This window comes from Urbifossiella limnaea (genome assembly GCF_007747215.1).
Taxonomy (GTDB): domain Bacteria; phylum Planctomycetota; class Planctomycetia; order Gemmatales; family Gemmataceae; genus Urbifossiella; species Urbifossiella limnaea.
Genome location: NZ_CP036273.1, coordinates 1059250 through 1077580, shown reverse-complemented (window position 1 = coordinate 1077580; position 18331 = coordinate 1059250). Strand labels below are relative to the sequence as shown.

Annotated in this window: 14 protein-coding genes; 12 read left to right on the top strand and 2 right to left on the bottom strand. The window is 75.0% G+C overall.

The features are described from left to right. Window positions 1-455: 455 nt before the first annotated feature. The 10 genes from ltrA (at window position 456) to ETAA1_RS04275 (ending at window position 13061) form a co-directional block, all read left to right on the top strand. The gene (ltrA, locus tag ETAA1_RS04320; protein WP_145234633.1) at window positions 456-2243 is read left to right on the top strand and encodes a group II intron reverse transcriptase/maturase; all 1788 of its coding nucleotides are present in this window, start codon (window positions 456-458) and stop codon (window positions 2241-2243) included. After that, window positions 2182-3024 (top strand): hypothetical protein, encoded by an 843-nt coding sequence (locus tag ETAA1_RS04315; protein ID WP_145234631.1) that lies wholly within the window; start codon window positions 2182-2184, stop codon window positions 3022-3024. The genes ltrA and ETAA1_RS04315 overlap by 62 nt, the downstream gene beginning before the upstream one ends. Window positions 3025-3163: 139 nt before the next feature. Then, window positions 3164-4546, top strand: coding sequence for a hypothetical protein (locus ETAA1_RS04310; protein ID WP_145234630.1), 1383 nt, complete (start codon window positions 3164-3166; stop codon window positions 4544-4546). 105 nt (window positions 4547-4651) lie between these two features. Continuing rightward, window positions 4652-5518 carry a DUF6744 family protein gene (locus ETAA1_RS04305; RefSeq protein ID WP_145234628.1) on the top strand — a complete coding sequence of 289 codons (867 nt, stop codon included), beginning with the start codon at window positions 4652-4654 and terminating at the stop codon, window positions 5516-5518. Between the two features lie 23 nt (window positions 5519-5541). Beyond that, the gene (locus tag ETAA1_RS04300) at window positions 5542-5841 is read left to right on the top strand and encodes a hypothetical protein (RefSeq protein WP_145234626.1); all 300 of its coding nucleotides are present in this window, start codon (window positions 5542-5544) and stop codon (window positions 5839-5841) included. After that, a complete protein-coding gene (locus ETAA1_RS04295) occupies window positions 5841-7268 on the top strand; it encodes a hypothetical protein (protein WP_145234625.1) in 1428 nt (475 codons plus the stop codon). Before ETAA1_RS04300 ends, ETAA1_RS04295 begins: the two co-directional genes overlap by 1 nt. Before the next feature lie 14 nt (window positions 7269-7282). Continuing rightward, entirely contained in the window at window positions 7283-7822 is a 540-nt protein-coding gene (locus ETAA1_RS04290; RefSeq protein WP_145234623.1) for a hypothetical protein, read from the top strand. A gap of 75 nt (window positions 7823-7897) precedes the next feature. After that, complete coding sequence (locus ETAA1_RS04285) at window positions 7898-8452, top strand: hypothetical protein (RefSeq protein ID WP_145234621.1); 555 nt, start codon at window positions 7898-7900, stop codon at window positions 8450-8452. A 688-nt stretch (window positions 8453-9140) separates the two neighbouring features. After that, entirely contained in the window at window positions 9141-11636 is a 2496-nt protein-coding gene (locus ETAA1_RS04280; RefSeq protein ID WP_145234619.1) for a PSD1 and planctomycete cytochrome C domain-containing protein, read from the top strand. A 9-nt stretch (window positions 11637-11645) separates the two neighbouring features. Then, entirely contained in the window at window positions 11646-13061 is a 1416-nt protein-coding gene (locus ETAA1_RS04275; RefSeq protein WP_145234618.1) for a DUF1501 domain-containing protein, read from the top strand. Here the strand turns inward: ETAA1_RS04275 and ETAA1_RS04270 are convergent, their stop codons facing one another. Continuing rightward, window positions 13062-14051, bottom strand: a complete 990-nt coding sequence (locus tag ETAA1_RS04270) for a polysaccharide deacetylase family protein (RefSeq protein WP_145234616.1) — start codon at window positions 14049-14051, stop codon at window positions 13062-13064. It abuts the gene before it with no gap. Window positions 14052-14054: 3 nt separating this feature from the next. Next, entirely contained in the window at window positions 14055-17057 is a 3003-nt protein-coding gene (locus ETAA1_RS04265; RefSeq protein ID WP_145234614.1) for a PVC-type heme-binding CxxCH protein, read from the bottom strand. 131 nt (window positions 17058-17188) lie between these two features. Between ETAA1_RS04265 and ETAA1_RS04260 the strand changes: the two genes are divergently transcribed. Together ETAA1_RS04260 and ETAA1_RS04255 are read left to right on the top strand one after the other, a co-directional pair. Next, window positions 17189-17947 (top strand): ISAs1 family transposase, encoded by a 759-nt coding sequence (locus ETAA1_RS04260; protein WP_145234612.1) that lies wholly within the window; start codon window positions 17189-17191, stop codon window positions 17945-17947. Between the two features lie 29 nt (window positions 17948-17976). Further along, the gene (locus tag ETAA1_RS04255) at window positions 17977-18321 is read left to right on the top strand and encodes a transposase (protein ID WP_145234610.1); all 345 of its coding nucleotides are present in this window, start codon (window positions 17977-17979) and stop codon (window positions 18319-18321) included. Window positions 18322-18331 lie beyond the last annotated feature (10 nt).

The window sequence follows — 18331 nt, the reverse complement described above, 5'->3', positions numbered from 1 at the left end:
ATCAATCCCTGAAGCGGGCCTGAACGGTGGTAACCCGGAATCCGACCGGGAATCCCATCAAGCTCGGCTGGACATGGGTAGGAACACGAACTTGCGTCCGAATCGCCGTCATCGTCAACAAGCCTACTCGGGTTATCGGCTTGGCCCAAAAGGGCATGGGGAACAGGTGGCCCGCTTGAATACGGAGCCACACCGCCGGACGGGTTCCTTACCGATCCGGTTCGCATCCTCAAGTACCCCGGCGAATAGCAAGGCCCGTCGTCCAGCGCAACACCGGAATGAGGAACGAGGTAACCCGACCGCAACTCTCCGGCGCGTGCCGGAGCAGGTGTCAACCGCATGTCGCGGCCGGGTGGGATTGCCCAAGAAGCGAACGCCCCGGGGAAAGCCCGGGGACATGCTGACGTGGGCACGGTTCCTTGGGAGGTAGGGCTGTGAGTACGAGTTCAGACACCATGACCACGGACGAGAGTCCGATGGATGGGTGGGAGACGCTCCCCTGGTCCCAGATCGAGCGGGACGTCTTCAAGCTCCAAAAGCGGATCTACCGAGCCTCGACCCGAGGCGACACGAGTTCTGTTCGCAAGCTCCAAAAGCTCTTGCTGGCCAACCGAGCGGCCAAGCTGTTGGCGGTCCGAAGGGTGACGCAGGACAACGGCGGGAAGAACACCGCCGGCGTCGATGGGGTCAAGTCACTTCACCCCCGCGCGCGTCTTGCGGTGGCGGCTTCGCTACGCCTGTCCGACGAAGCCGACCCGGTGCGACGGGTTCACATCCCCAAGCCGGGGACCGACGAACTCCGCCCGCTGGGCATCCCGACGATCCACGACCGGGCGTTGCAGACCCTGGTCCGGTTCGCGCTGGAACCCGAATGGGAAGCCAGGTTCGAGCCCAACAGCTACGGGTTCCGCCCCGGTCGGTCCTGCTGGGACGCGATCATGGCGATCTACATCGCGGTCGGCCGGAAGGACAAGTACGTCCTCGACGCCGACATCGCGAAGTGCTTCGACCGGATCGACCACGAGGCCCTGCTGCGGAAGGTGAACACCTTCCCGGCCCTCGCCCGCCAACTCCGAGCGTGGCTCAAGGCGGGCGTACTGGACGGCGACACCCTTTTCCCAACCGAAGAGGGGACGCCGCAGGGCGGCGCGATCTCGCCGCTGCTGGCGAACATCGCGCTCCACGGTCTGGAGACCCTGCTCCGGGAACGATTCCCCCGGCGACACATCCCCGGCACCCGGTCCAACACCGCGGTGCCGGACGTGATCCGCTACGCCGACGACTTCGTGGTCCTTCACAAGGACCGGGCGGTCGTCGAGCAGTGCCAACAGATCGTGACCGAGTGGTTGCGCGAGATGGGGCTGGAGTTGAAGCCGAGCAAGACCCGGATCGGCCACACCCTCCGCGAGGAGGGCGGCCGTGCCGGGTTCGACTTCCTGGGGTTCACCGTCCGACAGTTCCCCGCGGGGGCGTCGCGATCCGGGTGTAGCACCAACGGGAAGAAGCTCGGGTTCAAGACCCTCATCCGGCCCAGCAAGGAGTCGTTGAAGCGGCACTACGCCCGCCTGCGGGAGGTGATCGAACGGTATCAGGACGCGCATCAGGTCACCCTGATCGGGTCGCTGAACCCGCTGATCCGGGGGTGGAGCAACTACTTCTCCATCGCCAACAGCAAGCGGTCCTTCTCGAAGATCGGCACGGTGCTGTTCCGGCGGCTCCTGCGCTGGTGCTATCGCCGTCACCCCGGCAAGGGCAAGAAGTGGGCGGCGGAGCGGTACTGGCGGATCGTCCCCGGTCAGGGATGGCGGTTCGAGAACCAGACGTTCCGGTTGCGCCTGGTGCGGCACGAGCAGACCAAGATCGTGCGGCACGCGAAGGTGCAAGGTGCCCGCAGCCCGTTCGACGGGGACTGGCTGTATTGGAGCGGTCGGCTTGGACACTACCCCGGCGTGATGCCGTGGGTCGCCCGGCTGCTGAAGCGGCAGCGGGGCATGTGCCCCCGATGCGGACTGTACTTCGAGCACGGTGACGCGACGGAGGTGGACCATCTGCGGGCCCGCTCGCAGGGCGGGACGAACAGCGTGAGCAACCTCCAGCTACTTCACCGTCACTGTCACCACGGGAAAACGTCGGAAGACAAGCGAGGTGTACGTGACAAGTACCAAGGAACTGAGGAGCCGGATGCGGGGAAACTCGCACGTCCGGTTCTGGAGCCGAGTCTGGGTAGCGATACCCCGGCTTAGGCAACAGGCGTCGAGCGCCATCCTCAACACCCTCCTCCGCGTCCTCAACGAGCGGACGTTCGACGACGGCGGCGGGGTCGCCCGCCCGGTCCCGCTCCGGCTGTGCGTGGCCGCGTCGAACGAGTGGCCGAGCGCGTTCGAGGGCGGCAAGGAGCTGGCCGCCGTGTTCGACCGGTTCGCGCTGCGCAAGGCCGTCCGCCCGGTGATGAGCGGGGACGGGCGGAAGCGGCTCCTGTGGGCCGACGACCTGACCCCGGCCCTCGCCGCGACCGTCACCCCGGCCGAGGTCGACCAGGCCGGCCGGGAGGCGGCCGCCCTCCCGTGGGCGGACGACGCGAAGGACGCGATGGAGACGGTCCTCCGGGAGCTGGCCAAGGAGGGGGTGCGGCCGGGCGACCGGCGGCAGCGGAAGGCGGTCGGGGTCGCCCGGGCGTTCGCCTGGCTGGGCGGAGCCGACCGGGTCGAGCCCGAGCACCTGGAGGTGCTGGCCAGCGTCCTGTGGGACGACCCGGAGGAGCAGCCGGCGGCCTGCGCCCGGGTGATCGCGAAGGTCGCCAACCCGGCCGGGATGCGAGTGACGGCCCTCCTGGTCGAGGCCGAGCAGGTGCTCGCCGCGACCGACGCCCGCAACCTCACGAGCGCCGCCACGGCCGCGGCCAAGCTGGCCGAGATCGAGCGGCAGCTGGCGGCGGTGACCGGGAACGGCCGGGTCGAGCGGGCCCGGGCGTACGTCAAGGACCAGCTCAAGAAGCTCAAGCTCGCCTCCATCGAGGCGATCTGACCCCGACCCGTCTCCCCCGCCCGGTCCCGCCCGTCCCGACTCATCCCTCAACCCCACACCCACGACGAAGGAGGTCACCTGTGACCGCCCGCGAGTCCCCCCGCGCCCGGCCGGCCGGCCGGCAACCCCGGGGGGCGCCATGACCCCCGACGACCTGCTCCGGCTCCTCGACCTCGGGGGCGAGGACGCCCCGCCCGCCGGCCCGGACGCCCCGCTCCTCTCCCCGGCGGACAGCCCGCCCGGGGTACCCGCCGGCCCGACCGCCCTGGAGCTCGACGCCTGGGCCCTCCGCCGCGGGCGGGACCTCCTGGCCGACAGCGACCGGCTCCGGCGGCTCGACCCCGGGGAGCCGGCCGCGGCCGACTTCCTGGCCGCCGCCTTCGACCCCGACCCGCGGCTCGCCCCGGCCTGCGCCGACCCGCTCCGCCGCGAGTTCCTGGCCCAGCTGTTCGACACCCCGGACTACCGGGCGCTGCACGCCGCCACCGCCCTGTGCGACCCGGCCGCGGCCGTCGCCGCGGTCGCCTTCGCCGAGCAGTTCGCGGCGCTGGCGGGCGAGCAGGCCGCCCGCCCCGACCCCGACCCGGCCGGGCGGGAGATGGCTGCTCTTCGGGCCGCCGCCCGGGCCGCGGCCGAGGCCGGGAAGGAGGTCGGCGAGGTGTTCGACGCGGCCGCCGCGCTCGGGCTCGGCCTCGGGGCGGGCGGTCCCGGCTCGGTCGACCCGGGGGCCGTGGCCGCGCTGTTCCGGCGGGTGCGCTCGGACCCGGGCCTGCGGCGGGTGTGCGACCTGGCCGGGCGGTTCCGCCGGGTCGCCCAGTCCCGGCAGCGGATGAAGGCCGCCCACGGGGTCGACGACGTCGTCGGGGTCACCACCGGCGGCGACGTCGGCCGGCTGCTGACGAGCGAGCTGGCGCGGCTCGTGGTCCCGGAGCTGGAGCTGGAAACCCTGCGGCGGGTCGCCGAGCACCAGGCGTTGTGTCGCGAGCACCATGCCGTCGAGCCGGCGGGAAAGGGGCCGGTCATCGCCGTCGTGGACGAGAGCGGCAGCATGCAGGGGGCCAAGGCCGAGACGGCCAAGGCCCTGGCCCTGGCCCTGGCGTGGGTCGCCCGCCGGCAGCGGCGGTGGTGCGGCCTCGTCGCCTACGCCGGGGACACCGGCGAGCGGCTCCTCACCCTCCCGCCCGGCCGGTGGGACGAGGCGGCGCTGTGCGACTGGGTGGCCGCCTTCCTCGGCCGCGGGTCGTCGCTCGACCTGCCGATCCGGGAGTTGCCCGACTACTACCGCCGGCTCGGCGCCCCGCCGGGGGTGACCGACGTCCTGTTCGTCACCGACGCCCTCTGCCAGATCCCGGCCGACCTGGCCGCCCGGTTCAACGCCTGGCGGCGGGCGGTCAAGGCCCGGGTGGTGTCGCTCGTCGTCGGGAGCGAGCCGGGCGACCTGGCCCGCGTCAGCGACGAGTGCCACCGCGTCGCCGCCCTCTCGCCAGACGACCCGGCCGTCGGCCGCGCCCTGTCCGTCTGACCCCACGTCGTTTCCCGCCGCCTGCGACGCGCCGCCGGCCCGCCCGGGGCGGGTCCGCGGGCGGTGACGTTCCCGGTTCCCTCCCGAACACGAAAGGACTCCGCCATGACCTCGACCCGCCCGGCCCCGCCCGCGCTGCCCGCCGGCACCCGCCTCCTCGGGGAGGTGATCGCCTGGACGTGCGCCGGCGTCGCCGTCACCCACCCGGCGCTGCTCACCGCCCTCCGCGACGCCGGCCTCGACGAGGGCGTCGCCCGCGAGCTGGCCCCCCGCCACGCCTTCACCCGCGCCTGCAAGAAGCTGTGCGACCGCCGCATCATCCGCCAGGTCGGCGAGGACGACGCCACCGTCACCTTCCAGTTCACGGCCGAGTCCCGCGACGGCGACCGGTTCGAGTACGAGCTGGAGACGATGCTCACCCTCGACAAGAAGACCGGCACGGTGAGGTGCGACCTCCCGGGGCTGGCGACGCTGGCCCAGGAGGAGCTCGACCGGGCGATCGACGCCCGCAGCGGGGCGGATGTCACCAGAGTGATCCAGAAGCTGTTCGACCGCCACGCCGACCTGTTCCCGGTGCGGCCCCAGGGGGGCGTCTACTTCGTCCCGGCGCGGCACGCCGCCTTCGTGGACAAGGTCCAGGCGATGCTCGGCCGGCTCAACGGCCAGACCCTTCGCTTCCCGGTCCCGGCCGGCACCCCCGAGGGCGACCGGTCCGTGAAGGAGGCGGTGGCCGACGGGCTGTCCGGGCTGATCGCCGACTACCGCCGGGCGGTGGCCGGGTTCGACGCCGACACCCGCCCGGGGACGGTCGAGCGGGCGGCCGAGAAGATCCGCGCGGCGCGGTTCAAGGTGGAGGCGTACGCCGAGTACCTGGCCGACGAGCGGGGGCGGCTGGAGCGGGAGCTGGCCGCCGCCCAGCGGGAGCTCCGCGCCAAGGTCGAGGCCCTGGCCCCGGCTCCCGTCGGTGCCTGAACCGCACACGCACGAGGATCGCCATGTCCGTTCCGTCCGCACCCGGGCCGGTGTCCGTCGCCCGGCACCGGCTGCTCGTCGCTACGCCGGCCCTGTGGCCGGCGTGGCCGTTCCTCCCCCTCGTCCGGCGGGCCCGCGGGGCCGCCGAGCTGGGGGTGCTGTTCGACGCCCGGGGGGCTGTCGGCCTGACCGGGTACTCCGCCACCGTGTTCCTCACGAACCTCTACGCGCTGCCGCCGACGCTCCCGGCCCTCCTCGCCTCGCCGCGGGAGGCGTTCGACTCGGGGGACGAGCTGGTGGCTGCCGGCTGGGAGGTCGACTGATGATCGCTCGAACCCCGGCGGGAGTGAGCGCCGTGGTCGTGATCACCCGCGACCTGGCCCGGCGGTTCCGGGCGGTCGCCGCGACGTGTGCCGCCGGCCGCCGGCGCGGCCCGGCCCCGCCGGTCGTCGCCCGGGCGTCCGGCGACACGGTCACCCTGACCGCCCGGTTCGACGGCGTGACCCTGGGCGTGACCACCCCGGCCCCGCCGGGACCCGCGGGGGTCCTGGTCGCCCCGATGGCTGTGCTGGAGGCGGTCGAAGGGGCCGGGGCCGGGCCCGTCGAGTTGCGGGTTTCGGGCGGGCATTCGGGGGAGGCCCGGTGGGTCGACGCGGGCACGCCCCGGTCGCTCCCGTTCGAGGCGCCATCCCCCGGTCGCCCGGACGACCCGCCGCCGGACCCGGCCGAGTGGCACCCCGTGCCGCCCCGACTGCTGGCCGCCCTGCACGAGTGCGGGCGGACGGCGGCCCGCGACCCCGGCCGGTACGCCCTCCACCGCGTCCAGGTCCGGGGCGGGGCCGGCGCGGTGGTCGGCACCGACGGCCGGACCGCGCTGGTCGCCGGCGGGTTCGAGTTCCCGTTCGGGGAGGACCTCCTCGTCCCGGCCGTCCCGGCGTTCGGGTGCCGCGAGCTGGCCGGGACGGCCGCCGTCCACGTCGGCCGCGCCGGCGGACACCTGGCCGTCCGGGCCGGGCCGTGGACCGTGTGGCTCCCGGCCGACGCCGGCGGGCGGTACCCGGACCTCGACGGGGTCGTGCCGCGGGCGGGCGCCGGGGCCGTCGCCGGGCTCGACGCCGCCGACGCCGCGGCGGTCCTCGCCGCCCTCCCCGGGCTGCCGGGGGCGGACGGGGAGGGCCGGCCCGTCACCCTCGACCTCGACGGCGGCGTGGCCGTCCGGGCGCGGGGGCCGGACGGGGTGGCCGAACTCCGCCTGAGCCGGTCCCCGGCCGCCGGTCCGCCGGCCCGCGTGGCCGTCGACCGGGCGGCACTCCGCCGCGCGCTGCGGCTCGGGTGCCACACCGTCCGGACGGCCGGGGGCGGCCGCCCGGTGGCGTTCGAGGGGGCCGGGCTGACGCTCGTCACCGTCGCCCTCGACCCGGACGCGGCCGTCGCCCCCGACCCCGCCGCCCGCGTCACCCACACCGACCCGGCTGCCCACGGGCCGGTACACCCCCGACCCGAACGGAGGACCACGATGCCACCGCCCGACACGACCGGGGTGCCCGGCCCGGGCCGGGCCGACCCGCCGCCGGCCGAGGCCCCCGACCCGCTGGCCGAGGCCGAGGCCCTGCGCGCCGCGCTGGCCGAGGCGGCCGCCCGCGCCGGGCGGCTGGTGGCCGCCCTGAAGCACCGCCGGCGGGAGCAGAAGGCCCTGACCCAGGCGTGGTCGAGCCTCCGGGCCCTGAACCTGACACCCGACCGCCCGTGACCGAGGAGACGCGCATGCACGACGTACTGACCGACCCCCTCCGCCGGCTGGCGGGGGCGCTGACCGACCTCCGCGGGCGGGCCCGCGTCGCCCTGGCCGGAGAGGTCGCCCGGGCGGTCGGGGCGGCCGCCCGCGAGGCGGCCGCCCTCGCGCTCACCGTGCCGCCCCCGCTCGCCGCGCCCCGCCCGATACCCCGGGCGGCCGCGGGCCGCGCCGCGGCCCGGAGCGACGAGGGGTGGTGGGACGACGACCCGGCCGACGGGTTCGACGGGTCCGCCCCGCCGGGCGCCCCGGGCCGGGACCGGCCGCCCGACCCGGGCGCGGACGAGCCGTCCGCCGACGCCCCGGCCGCGGCGGCCGCCGCCGGGTGGGCCGCCGCCCGGTGGTGGGTCGGCCGGGGCGGGTCGGTCCCCGCGGCCGCCGCCGTCGGGGCGGCCGTCGCCCTGGGCGTGGCCGCCAGCGGCCCGGCCGGCCGGGCCGGGGCGGCGGTGCTGGCCGCGGCCGTCGACCTGGCGGCCGCCGCCGCGGCCCTGGGCCGCCCCGCCCGCGACTGATTCCCCCGCGGCGGCCCGACCGGGCCGCCGCCCGTCTCCCCGCCCGAACCCTCAACCGTTCGAGGAGGACGCGACATGACCGCGACGACGACGAACGGCCGGCCCCGCCGGCAGCTGGCCGACCAGCTCGACCGGCTCGACGGCCTGATCGACCTGCTGGCCGTGAACCTGAACGAGGCGGTGGCCGACGCCTGCCGGGACGGCGCCCGCGCGGCCGTCCGCGAGGCGGTCATCGAGGTGCTCACCAGCCCCGACCTGCGGGCGCGGCTGGCCGCCCCGAGAACTGTGGACGCGCCTCCACAATCGGCACCGCCCCCGCCGGCGGCGTGGGTGCGGCTGAAGGCCCGGCTGGCCGCCCTCCGCGACCGGGTCCGGCCGGCGGTGGCCGCCCGGTATCGGGACGTCGCCCCGGCCGTCGCGGCCGCGGGCCGGACCGCCCGGCTCGGGTGGCGGCTGCGGACGCCGCTGCTGGTCGCGGCCGCGGCCGGCGTACTCGTCGGGGCCGCGGTGTACCTGGCCCCGCCGGCGGTGGCCGCCTCGGTCGCCGGGGTCGGCGGGTCGGGGCTGGCCCTGGCCGTCCAGGGCGGGCTGTGGGCCCGGGCCGCCGCCCGCCGGTACGGCCTCCTCTGACCCGCCCGCCGGACCCGGCGACTTCGACGGCCGGTCCGCGCGCCCCCGCCGGGGCGTGCAAGCCCGCGCGCCGTGAGAACCGGTTCCTCCCGGTCGTGTCGTCCCCGCCCGCCGGCCGGCGGGCGGGGACGGCCTTCCTTTAGCCCTTGCACCACCCGGGCGGTGGACGCGCCCAAGAATGGCGGCGCCTCCACACTACGTCCGCAGACCGGGCTGGAGCCTGGGCGACCGACTACCGCACCGGCGCCAACTCGCGGCCGGTCCGTCGGTCGCCGGTGGCTCGCGGGTGAAGGCCCCTCGACGCCGGCCCCCGGGTGCCGGGTCGGCGACGGCGGGGATGACGGGTGCCCGCCCGCCGACGCCCCGTGCGCGGGCGCACCCGGCGGCGGGGGGCGGGCCCGCATCCACTTCGTGCGTGACACCACCTGGTCGCACCCCTTCGCCGGCCGGGTGAGCCGGGGACGACCGGATCACTCGTTCCGTCCTGCGGGGGAGCCGCCCTCCGGGGAACGGCGAGTGCGGCCCGGCGACCACCAGTACCGCGGGGATGGAGGCCGTAGACCCGGCGGCGGGCCGAATCCCGGGGCGGTCATTGTGCGGCGGGGCCGAGGTGATTCTAATGGGTCTGTTCGGGTGACCCGTACCCCCGCGAGGACGGGGGCGGGCCGGCCGCCCCCGGGTGTGACCGATGACACGCTGGTCCCTCGCCACCCTCGCCTGCCTGACCGTGTGTCGCGGCGGCGCCGCCGCGCCGGTGGATTACGCCCGCGAGGTCAAGCCGCTCCTCCGGGAGCGGTGCTACGCCTGCCACGGGGCGCTCAAGCAGAAGGGGAAGCTGCGGCTCGACACCGTCGCCCTGATGACGACCGGGGGACGGTCCGGGCCGGCGGTGAAGGCCGGCGACCCGACCGGCAGCCCGCTCGTCGCCCGTCTCTGCGACCCGGACGAGGCCGCGCGGATGCCGCCGGAAGGGAAGCGACTCACGACCGAGCAGATCACGACGCTGCGGACGTGGATCGCGGAAGGCGCGAAGGGGCCGGCGGACGAGCGGCCCGAGGAAGACCCGGCGAAGCACTGGGCGTTCCAGCCGGTGAAGCGGCCCGCGGCGCCCGGACCCGGCAACCCGATCGACTCCTTCCTCGCGGCCGAGCGCGGGAAGCGCGGGCTCGACCCGCTCCCCGAGGCCGACCGGGCCACACTCCTCCGCCGCGTCCACTTCGACCTCGTCGGGCTGCCGCCGAGCCCGGAGGAGGTCCGGGCCTTCCTCGCCGACCCGGCGCCGGACGCCTACGAGCGGGTGGTCGATCGGCTGCTCGCGTCGCCGCAGTACGGCGAGCGCTGGGGCCGGCGCTGGCTCGACGTGTGGCGGTACTCCGACTGGTACGGGCGGCGGTCCGTGCCGGACGTGCTCAACAGCTACGGCCAGGTGTGGCGGTGGCGCGACTGGACCGTGCGGTCGCTCAACGCCGACCGCGGGTACGACGAGATGGTCCGCCTGATGCTCGCGGCCGACGAGCTGGCCCCGGGCGACGACGCCGAGGCCGTGGCCACCGGGTTCCTGGTGCGGAACTTCTTCCGGTGGAATTACAACAACTGGATGCGGGACAACGTGGAGCACACGGCGAAGGCTTTCTTGGGCCTCACGCTCAACTGCTGCCACTGCCACGACCACAAGTACGACCCGGTCACGCAGGCGGAGTACTTCCGCTTCCGCGCCGTCTTCGAGCCGCTGGAAATCCGCCACGACCGCTGGCCGGGCGAGGCCGACCCGGGGGTGTACCCGAAGTACAGCTACGGGGCGGCGTACAAGCCGATCACGTCCGGGATGGTGCGGGTGGCCGAGGATCGGCCCGAGGCGAAGACGCACTTCTACACCGGCGGCGACGAGCGGAACGTGGTGAAGGACCGCGAGCCGGTGGCGCCGGGAGTGCCGGCGGCGCTCGGCGGCGTGTTCAAGGTCGAGCCGGTTTCGCTGCCCGCGGCGGCGTGGTACTCCGGGGCGAAGGCGTTCGTCCGCCGGGAGGAGCGCGAGAAGCGCGAACTCGCGCTCGTGGCCGCGGGCGCGGCGCTGGCGACCGGGGGCGACCTCCGCACCGGCGAGGCCGCGTGGACCGCCGCCGGCTCGGACCTCGCGGCGCTCACCGCCCGGATCGCCGCGGACGACGTGATTCACCTCGGGGCGGAGGGCGACCCGAAGGCCGCGACCGAAGCCGCCGGCCGGGCCGAGCGGCGGCACGCGGCGAACGCGGCCCGGCTGGCGCTCCTGCGTGCGGATGAGAAGGGCGCCCCAGCCGCGCGGGCGAAACTCGACGCTGCGGTGAAGGCGCTCGACGCGCCCGTGACCGGCTACACCCCGCTGACCCACGTCTACCCCGCGAGGACGAGCAGCGGCCGCCGCACGGCCCTCGCCCGGTGGATCACCGGCCGCGACAACCCGCTGACGGCCCGCGTGGCGGCGAACCACATCTGGGCCGGGCACTTCGGCCGGCCGCTGGTCGAAACGACCAACAACTTCGGCCGCAGCGGCTCGCCGCCGAGCCACCCCGAGCTCCTCGACTGGCTCGCCGCCGAGCTGGCGGACAACGGCTGGAAGATGAAGCCCCTGCACCGGCTGATCGTGACCAGCCGGGCCTACCGGATGTCGTCCGCGGGCGCCGGGGCGCCGGCCGCGGCGGCCGACCCGGACAACGTCTTCCTGTGGAAGTTCCCCACGCTCCGCCTTGAAGCCGAGGCCGTCCGCGACGGCCTCCTCGCGGCCGCCGGGGAACTCGACCTCACGGCCGGCGGCCCGGAGATCCCCCAGGACCAGGGGCTGACCTCGCGGCGGCGGAGCCTCTACCTCGCGCACCACGGCGAGGCGCGTACCGAGTTCCTCGACCTGTTCGACGCCGCCAACCCGTGCGACGCGTACCGCCGCACCACGTCGGTGCTGCCGCAGCAGGCGCTCGCGCTGACGAACAGCGAGCTGGCCCTGCGGACGAGCCGCGCGCTGGCCGTGAAACTCCCCGCGGCCGACGAGGGGTTCGTGCGGGCCGCGTTCGAGCGCGTGCTCGGCCGGCCGCCGCACGCCGACGAGTCCGCCGCCTCGGCGGCGTTCCTCGCGCGGCAGCGGGCGCTGCCGGCGGCCCGCGCCAACCTCGTGCTGGCGCTGTTCAACCACACCGACTTCGTCACCGTCCGCTGAGGACCGCCGATGCGCCGCCGCACGTTCCTCGCCGACGCCGGGCTCGGGTTCGGCAGCCTCGCCCTCGGGGCGATGCTCCGCCGCGACGCCCACGCCGCCCCGACCCACCACGCGCCGAAGGCGAAGTCGGTGATCTGGGTGTTCCTGTCCGGCGGGGTCAGCCACGTGGAGAGCTTCGACCCCAAGCCCGCGCTCACGCGCTACGCCGGGAAGACGTTCGCGGAGACGCCGTACCCCGACCCGCTCCGGTCGCCGCTGTTCGCGAAGCACTCGCGCGACGTGGTCGGCGGCACCCGGCCGTACCCCAAAATCTTCCCGCTCCAGGTCGGCTTCCAGCGGCACGGCAGCCTCGGCATCGACGTCGCCGACTGGTTCCCGAACGTCGCCGGGGTGGCCGACGAGCTGGCGTTCGTGCGGTCGATGTACACGACCGACAACGACCACGGGGCCGAGTTCCAGATGCACACCGGCCGGCACCAGCTCGACGAGCAGCAGCCGACCATCGGGGCGTGGGCCAGCCACGGCCTCGGCAGCCTGAACGACGACCTGCCGTCGTTCGTGTTCCTCGGGCAGTACAAGGACGTGCGGGTGAAGAAGGATTTTGCCGCCGACTACCTCGGCCCGCGCCACGCCGGGGTCGAACTGTCGCTGGACCCGGCCCGGCCGCTGCCGTTCGCCGCCCGCGGGCCGGGCGTGTCGGCCGAGGAGCAGGCGCAGGTGTTCGACCTGGCCGGCGAGTTCAACCGCCTCGCCGCCGCCCGCCACCCGGACGACGAGCAGACCCGCGCCCGCGTCCGCGCCTACGAGCTGGCGTTCCGCATGCAGCGGGCGGTGCCGGGCGTCCTCGACCTGAACCGCGAGCCGGCGAAGGTGCAGGCGCTGTACGGCATCGACAACCCGACCACCGCCGTGTACGGCCGTCGGCTCCTGGCCGCGCGCCGGCTGGCGGAGAGCGGCGTGCGGTTCACGCTGGTGTACCTCAGCGACTACGGCGAGTGGGACTCGCACAACGACCTGCGGAACCTGCACGCCCGCAGCGCCGCCCGCGTGGACAGGCCGCTCGCCGGGCTCGTGAAGGACCTGAAGCGGAAGGGGCTGGACGAGGACGTGCTGGTCGTGTGCTGCACCGAGTTCGGCCGGACGCCGGGTCTGGAGACGCGGGACGCGTACAAGATGCCGACCGGCCGCGACCACCACCCGCACGGGTTCACGGTGTGGTTCTACGGGGCCGGCATCAAGCGCGGCGTGATCCACGGGGCGACGGACGAACTCGGGTTCCACGCGGTCGAGCACCCGCACTACGTGACGGACATCCACGCCACCGTGCTCGACCGCCTCGGCCTCGACCCGGCCCGCCTCGACGTGCCCGGCCGCAAGCGCCTCGACGCCGACCACGGCGAGGTCATCCGCGCCATCTGCACCTGACTACCCCTTCCCCGCGCGGGCGGCGAAGCGGTCGAGGCCGACCAGCGCCGCCCGCGGCCCCGCGTCCCGCACCAGCCCGCAGATCAGCTTCACCGCCTCGAACGTCGGGTCCTCCACCACCAGGCACGACGGGTGCGCCAGGAAGTCGAAGCAGCCCCCGGTGCGGACCGCCTCCTCGACGGCCAGCCGGACGGCCTTCAGGAACCACTCCAGCTTCCAGTAGTGGGTGCGGAACGCGGTCACGTCGCTGACCGGGCTCATCGGCACCTCGACCAGCCCCGACGGGTACGCGAACGGCTGGGCCGCCGCCTGCGCGCGGACGATCGCGGCGTACACGTCCGCGCCGGGTTCGACCTTCGGCGTGCCGCACGGGTGCGGCGGGTAGAGCGAGCTGACCCAGGTGAAGCCCTGCCGCAGCAGCATCCGCTGCAGGTCGGCGCGGTCGCGCAGGCCGGTCGCGAACCCGCCCGGCGTGCGGAACCCGTTCGGCGTGATGCCGCACCGCTCCTTCAGCGCGGCCGTGGCCGCCTCGACGTTCTGCTCGATCACCTCGGCGACCGTCTTCCCGCGGACGAGCCACGGCGCGCGGCGGAAGCGGAACTGAACGTCGTCCAGTGTCCGCGCCAGCAGGTTGACGTGGTCGTAGGTGTGGTTGCCGACCGGGTGTCCGGCCGCGGCAAGGTCCTTCAGCCAGCCCGCATCCTCCTGTTCCAGCGTCTGCCCGAGCGCGAAGAAGTGGACGAGCCCGCCGAGCCCCTTCGCCTCCTCCGCGGCGCGGACCGCGTACCGCTTCGTGTCGGCGTCGAGGTCGCCCTTGCGGTAATTCCACTCGGTCATGCCGCGGCGCGGGTACTCGGCCGACATCTCCAGGTCGAGCGTGATCGCCACGAGCGCGGGCCGCGGCCGCGGCTGGGCGACCGACAGCCCGGCGGCGGACGCGACGCCGCCGGCGGTGACGGCCGAGAGGAACCGGCGGCGCGAGACGGGCACGGGTCACCTCCCCGGCTGCTGGAGGTAGCGGAACAGGTCGCGGCGCTCCTGCGGCGTGAGCGCGTCGAGGAGCTTCTCGGGCATCAGCGACGCCGACAGGTCGCGCACGGACTCGATCCGCTCGCGCGGGACGCGCGTCCGCTCGGCCTTCGCGTCCACGAGGGTCAGGCTCGCGCCGTCCTGCTCGGCGACGATTCCCGTGCGGACCACGCCGTCGTCGGTGCGCACGGCCACCGGCACGTACGGGGCGCGGACGACGGCGCCCGGATCGACGACGCTCGCCAGCAGCCAGGCGGTGTCGGCGCGGCTGGTGGTCGTGAGGTCCGGCCCGACCGTGCCGCCCTCGCCGAACAGCTTGTGGCACGCCCCGCAGTGCTGGGCGAACAGCGCCTTGCCGCGGGCGGCGTCGCCGGGGCCGGCGCGCAGGTCGTTGCGGAAGCGGCGCACCTCCGCCAGCTTCTCCTCCGGCGTCCCGGGCGACACGCGGCCCCAGTGCTTGCGCACGGCCGCGTCGATCGGCGCATCCCCGAGCAGCGCGAGCAGGCGCACCTGTTCGACCGGCACGTCGGCGGCCGCGACCGTGCGGGCGTCGATCAGCGCGAGGAACCCCTTCGCCCAGTCCGCGCGGCCGAACAGGACCGCCCGCGCCCGCGGCTTCAGCGCCGCCGGCAGCGCCGGGTACGCCCGCACGACGGCGGTCCCGGCCTCGGCGCCGCCGACACGGGCGACCACCGAGAGCGCCGCCGCCTGCACGTCCGCGTCGCGCGAGGCGAGGTGTGGAAGTACGGCGGGCAAGCACGCCGTGTCGCCGAGTTCTTCCAGGACGGCGAGCCGGGCGAGCCGCGCCGGCCGCGTCGTGTTCGGACCCGAAACGTCGGCGTGGACGCGCTCCCGCGCGTCGGCGACGCCGGCGCGGAGCGCCAGCCGGGTGCGGACCGCGTCGCCCGGTGCGGCCGCCCAGGCGGCGCGGATGACGTCGGCGAGGTCGCTCGCGAGCGGGTCGTACTTCCGCGGCGGGAGCTCGCGGCCCGGGGCGGCGAGCGCGTCGAACAGCCCGCCCTGGCCCACGGCCGGCCGGCCGACAGCTCGCTCGGCGAGCCCGCGGTCGAGGTCGGGGAGGAGCGTCACCTTCTCGGCCGCGAGCAGGGTGTGGGCGGCGCGGTAGCCGGCCGCGGTGCCGTCGGCGGCGTAGCGTCGCACCAGCCGGCCGAGGTTCGCGCGCACGGCAGGGCGGTCGCGATTCTCCGCCTCGGCGAAGAACGCGGTCACGCGGCCGGCGGCCGCCATCGCCTGCGACTCGACCGCCCACCACAGCAGCCAGGCCAACACCGGGTCGCCCACGTCCGCGCCGCGGCGCAGCGCCTGCTCGACGACCGGAAGCGCCTGACCGGAAGGGAGCCGCCGGGCTGTGCAGAGGAGCTGCGCCCGCACCACGATGCTCGGGTCCGACTTCGCCAACTCCGCGAACCGCTCCGCCAGGCGCGGCGAGACGGCCTTCCTGTCGCCGAGCAGGCGCACGGCCCACGCGCGGACGTGTTCCGACGGGTTCGCCAGTAGCTCCTCCGCGAACTTCTGGTCGAGCCCGCCGGTGGCGTGCAGCGCCCACAGCCCGCGCAGCGCCAGCCGCGGCTCCTTGTCCCGGGCGAGTTCGCGGAGTGCCGCCCACGACTCGCGCCCGGCCCTGCCCGCGAGCAGCACCCGCGCCCGGTCGGCGGTCCAGCCGTTCGGATGGCGCAGCAGCGCGACCAACTCCTCCGTCCGGAGTGCGCCGAGGTCGATCTTCGGCGCCGCCTTCGCGCCGAGGGCCTGCACGCGGTAAACGCGGCCGTTCGAGCGGTCCCAGTCGGCGTCCGGGTCGGGGTGGGCGGTGCGCCTGTCGTAGAAGTCGCCGACGTACACCGCGCCGTCCGGCCCGACGCACAGGTCGGTCGCACCGAACCACGGGTCGCGGCTGTCGAGGAGGAGTTCGCGGAACGACGCCGTCACCGTCGCGCCGCTCGGCTTCAGCTCCCAGCTCGACGCCGTGTGGCGGAGGAAGTCGCCGGCGAGGAAGCGGCCGCGGAACCGCGGCGGGAAGCTGTCGCCGCGGTAGACCGTGCCGCCGGTGGTGGGGCCGCCGGTCGGGGCGTCGTGGGCGACGTGCGACAGGTGGCCGTAGGCGTAGGGGTTGTGCAGCGGGCCGTGCTTGCCCACGTTCTTCAGGTAGTAGCCGCCCTGGAAGGCGTGCCAGAACAGGCCGAGGTTCGACGAGTAGAACAGGTTGCCGGCGTCGTCGAAGGTGAGGCCGAAGACGTTCCCGCCGCCCTCACAGAACAGCTCGAACTCCCGCGTGCCGGGGTGGTACCGCCACACGCCCTGCTGGAACTCGACGCCGCGGACGCGGCACGTCGTGGTGCTGCCGTTGAGGCCGTACAGCCAGCCGTCCGGCCCCCAGGTCAGGTGGTTCGCCAGCGACTGCGCGTCCTCCATGCCGAACCCGGACAGCAGCACCTCGGGGTCGGCGTCGGGCACGTCGTCGCGGTCGCGGTCGGGGTAGTGGAGGAGGTACGGCGCCTGGAGCACGTACACGCCGTGGTGGCCAAACTCGACCCCGGTGCAGAGGTTCAACCCGGCCACGAAGTCCTTGAACGTGTCGGCCGTGCCGTCGCCGTCGGTGTCCTCGCAGATGGTGATGCGGTCGGCGCCGCGCGGCCCCTGCGGCGGCGGCTCGGGGACGCGGTCGTAGACGGTGCGCGACCAGCGGTCCACCGCCACCCGCTTGAGGCCGGCCGGGTTCGGGTACTGCAGGTACTGGATCGTCCACACCCGGCCGCGGTCGTCGCACCGCACGAAGATCGGCTGCCGCACGTCCGGCTCGGCCGCGAACACGCGCACCGCCAGCCCGTCGGCGGGGGCCATCCGCCGCGCCGCCTCGGCCGGCGGGACGCCGCCGGGCCCGGCCGCGGGGGCCGACGGCACCGCCGCGGCGACGGCGGCGAGCAGGAGGGTGGCGGTGCGGTCGCGCATCGGGCATAGTATACCGCACCCCGCCGCCCGCCGCGACCACCCGCGGAGCCCATCCAGGACGATTGCAAAGTCCAGAATTCCGGTTAACGTGTTGACGGGTTGCGAGTTACTCACCTCGGGATGGAGCCCCGATGTCACCCACTTCCGACTCACTGGTCGCCGCGTTCCGCCAACTCACGGACCCTCGCCACCGCCGTGGTGTCCGCCACCCGTTCGCGGGGTTACTGTCCGTCGTCTTCCTGGGGCTGCTGAGCCGGCACCCCGACTTCGCCTCCCTCGCCCGGTGGGCCAAGCGGCACTGGCCGGCCCTCCGGGAGGCGTTCGGGCTGACCCGCCCGTACGCCCCGCACGCGACGACCTACAGCCGCGCGGCCGCCGCCTTCTCGATCGACGAGTTCCGCGGCGCCCTGGCCGGGTGGCTCGCCCGGGTGATGGCCGACGCCCCGACCGCGGCCGCGGTGGACGGGAAGACGAGCAAGCAGGCCCACGACGCCGACGGCGACCCGATCCACGTCCTCAACGTGTTCGCCCACGACGCCCGGGTGTGCCTGGCCGACTGGCCGATCGGGGACGGGAAGGAGACCGAGCCCGAGGTCCTCAAGGCCCACCTGGACGAGTTGTTCGCCGCCTGGCCGTCGCTCCGGGTGCTGACCGGGGACGCCCTGTTCTGCCAGCGCCCGCTGGCCCGGGCGATCGTCGAGGCCGGGCGGGACTACGTGCTGGCGGTCAAGGACAACCAGCCCGACCTGCACGAGACGATCCGGGCCGCGTTCGCCGACGCCACCCCGGCGTCGGCGAGCGCGACGGCGCGGGGAAAAAACGCGGGGCGGTCGAGACCCGGCGGGTCTGGTGCGACGCGGCGACGGCGGACTACGCCCGCGAGGCGCTGAACGTCCCCGGCCTGCGGGCGGTCGTGCGGGTGGACCGGGAGACCCGAGGGGCGGACGGCGCCCGGACGTGCGAGACGCGGTACTTCGCCACCAGTCTCGACCCGGCCGTGGTGACCGCCGCCGCGTTGCTCCGGCTCGTTCGCGGGCACTGGTCGGTGGAGAACAGCCTGCACTTCGAGAAGGACCGGTGGTGGGACGAGGACCGGCACGTGTGCCGCCGGCCGGGGTTGGCCGAGCGCTTCACGACCCTGCTGAGCGCGGCCGTGAGCGTGTTGCGGGTACTCAACCCCGGGGGTAAGGGCGAGCCGCTCAAGGCGCAAGCCGACGCCCTCAACTGGGACATCGAACGCGCCATCAACCTCATGACCCGCTGATACCTGCGAC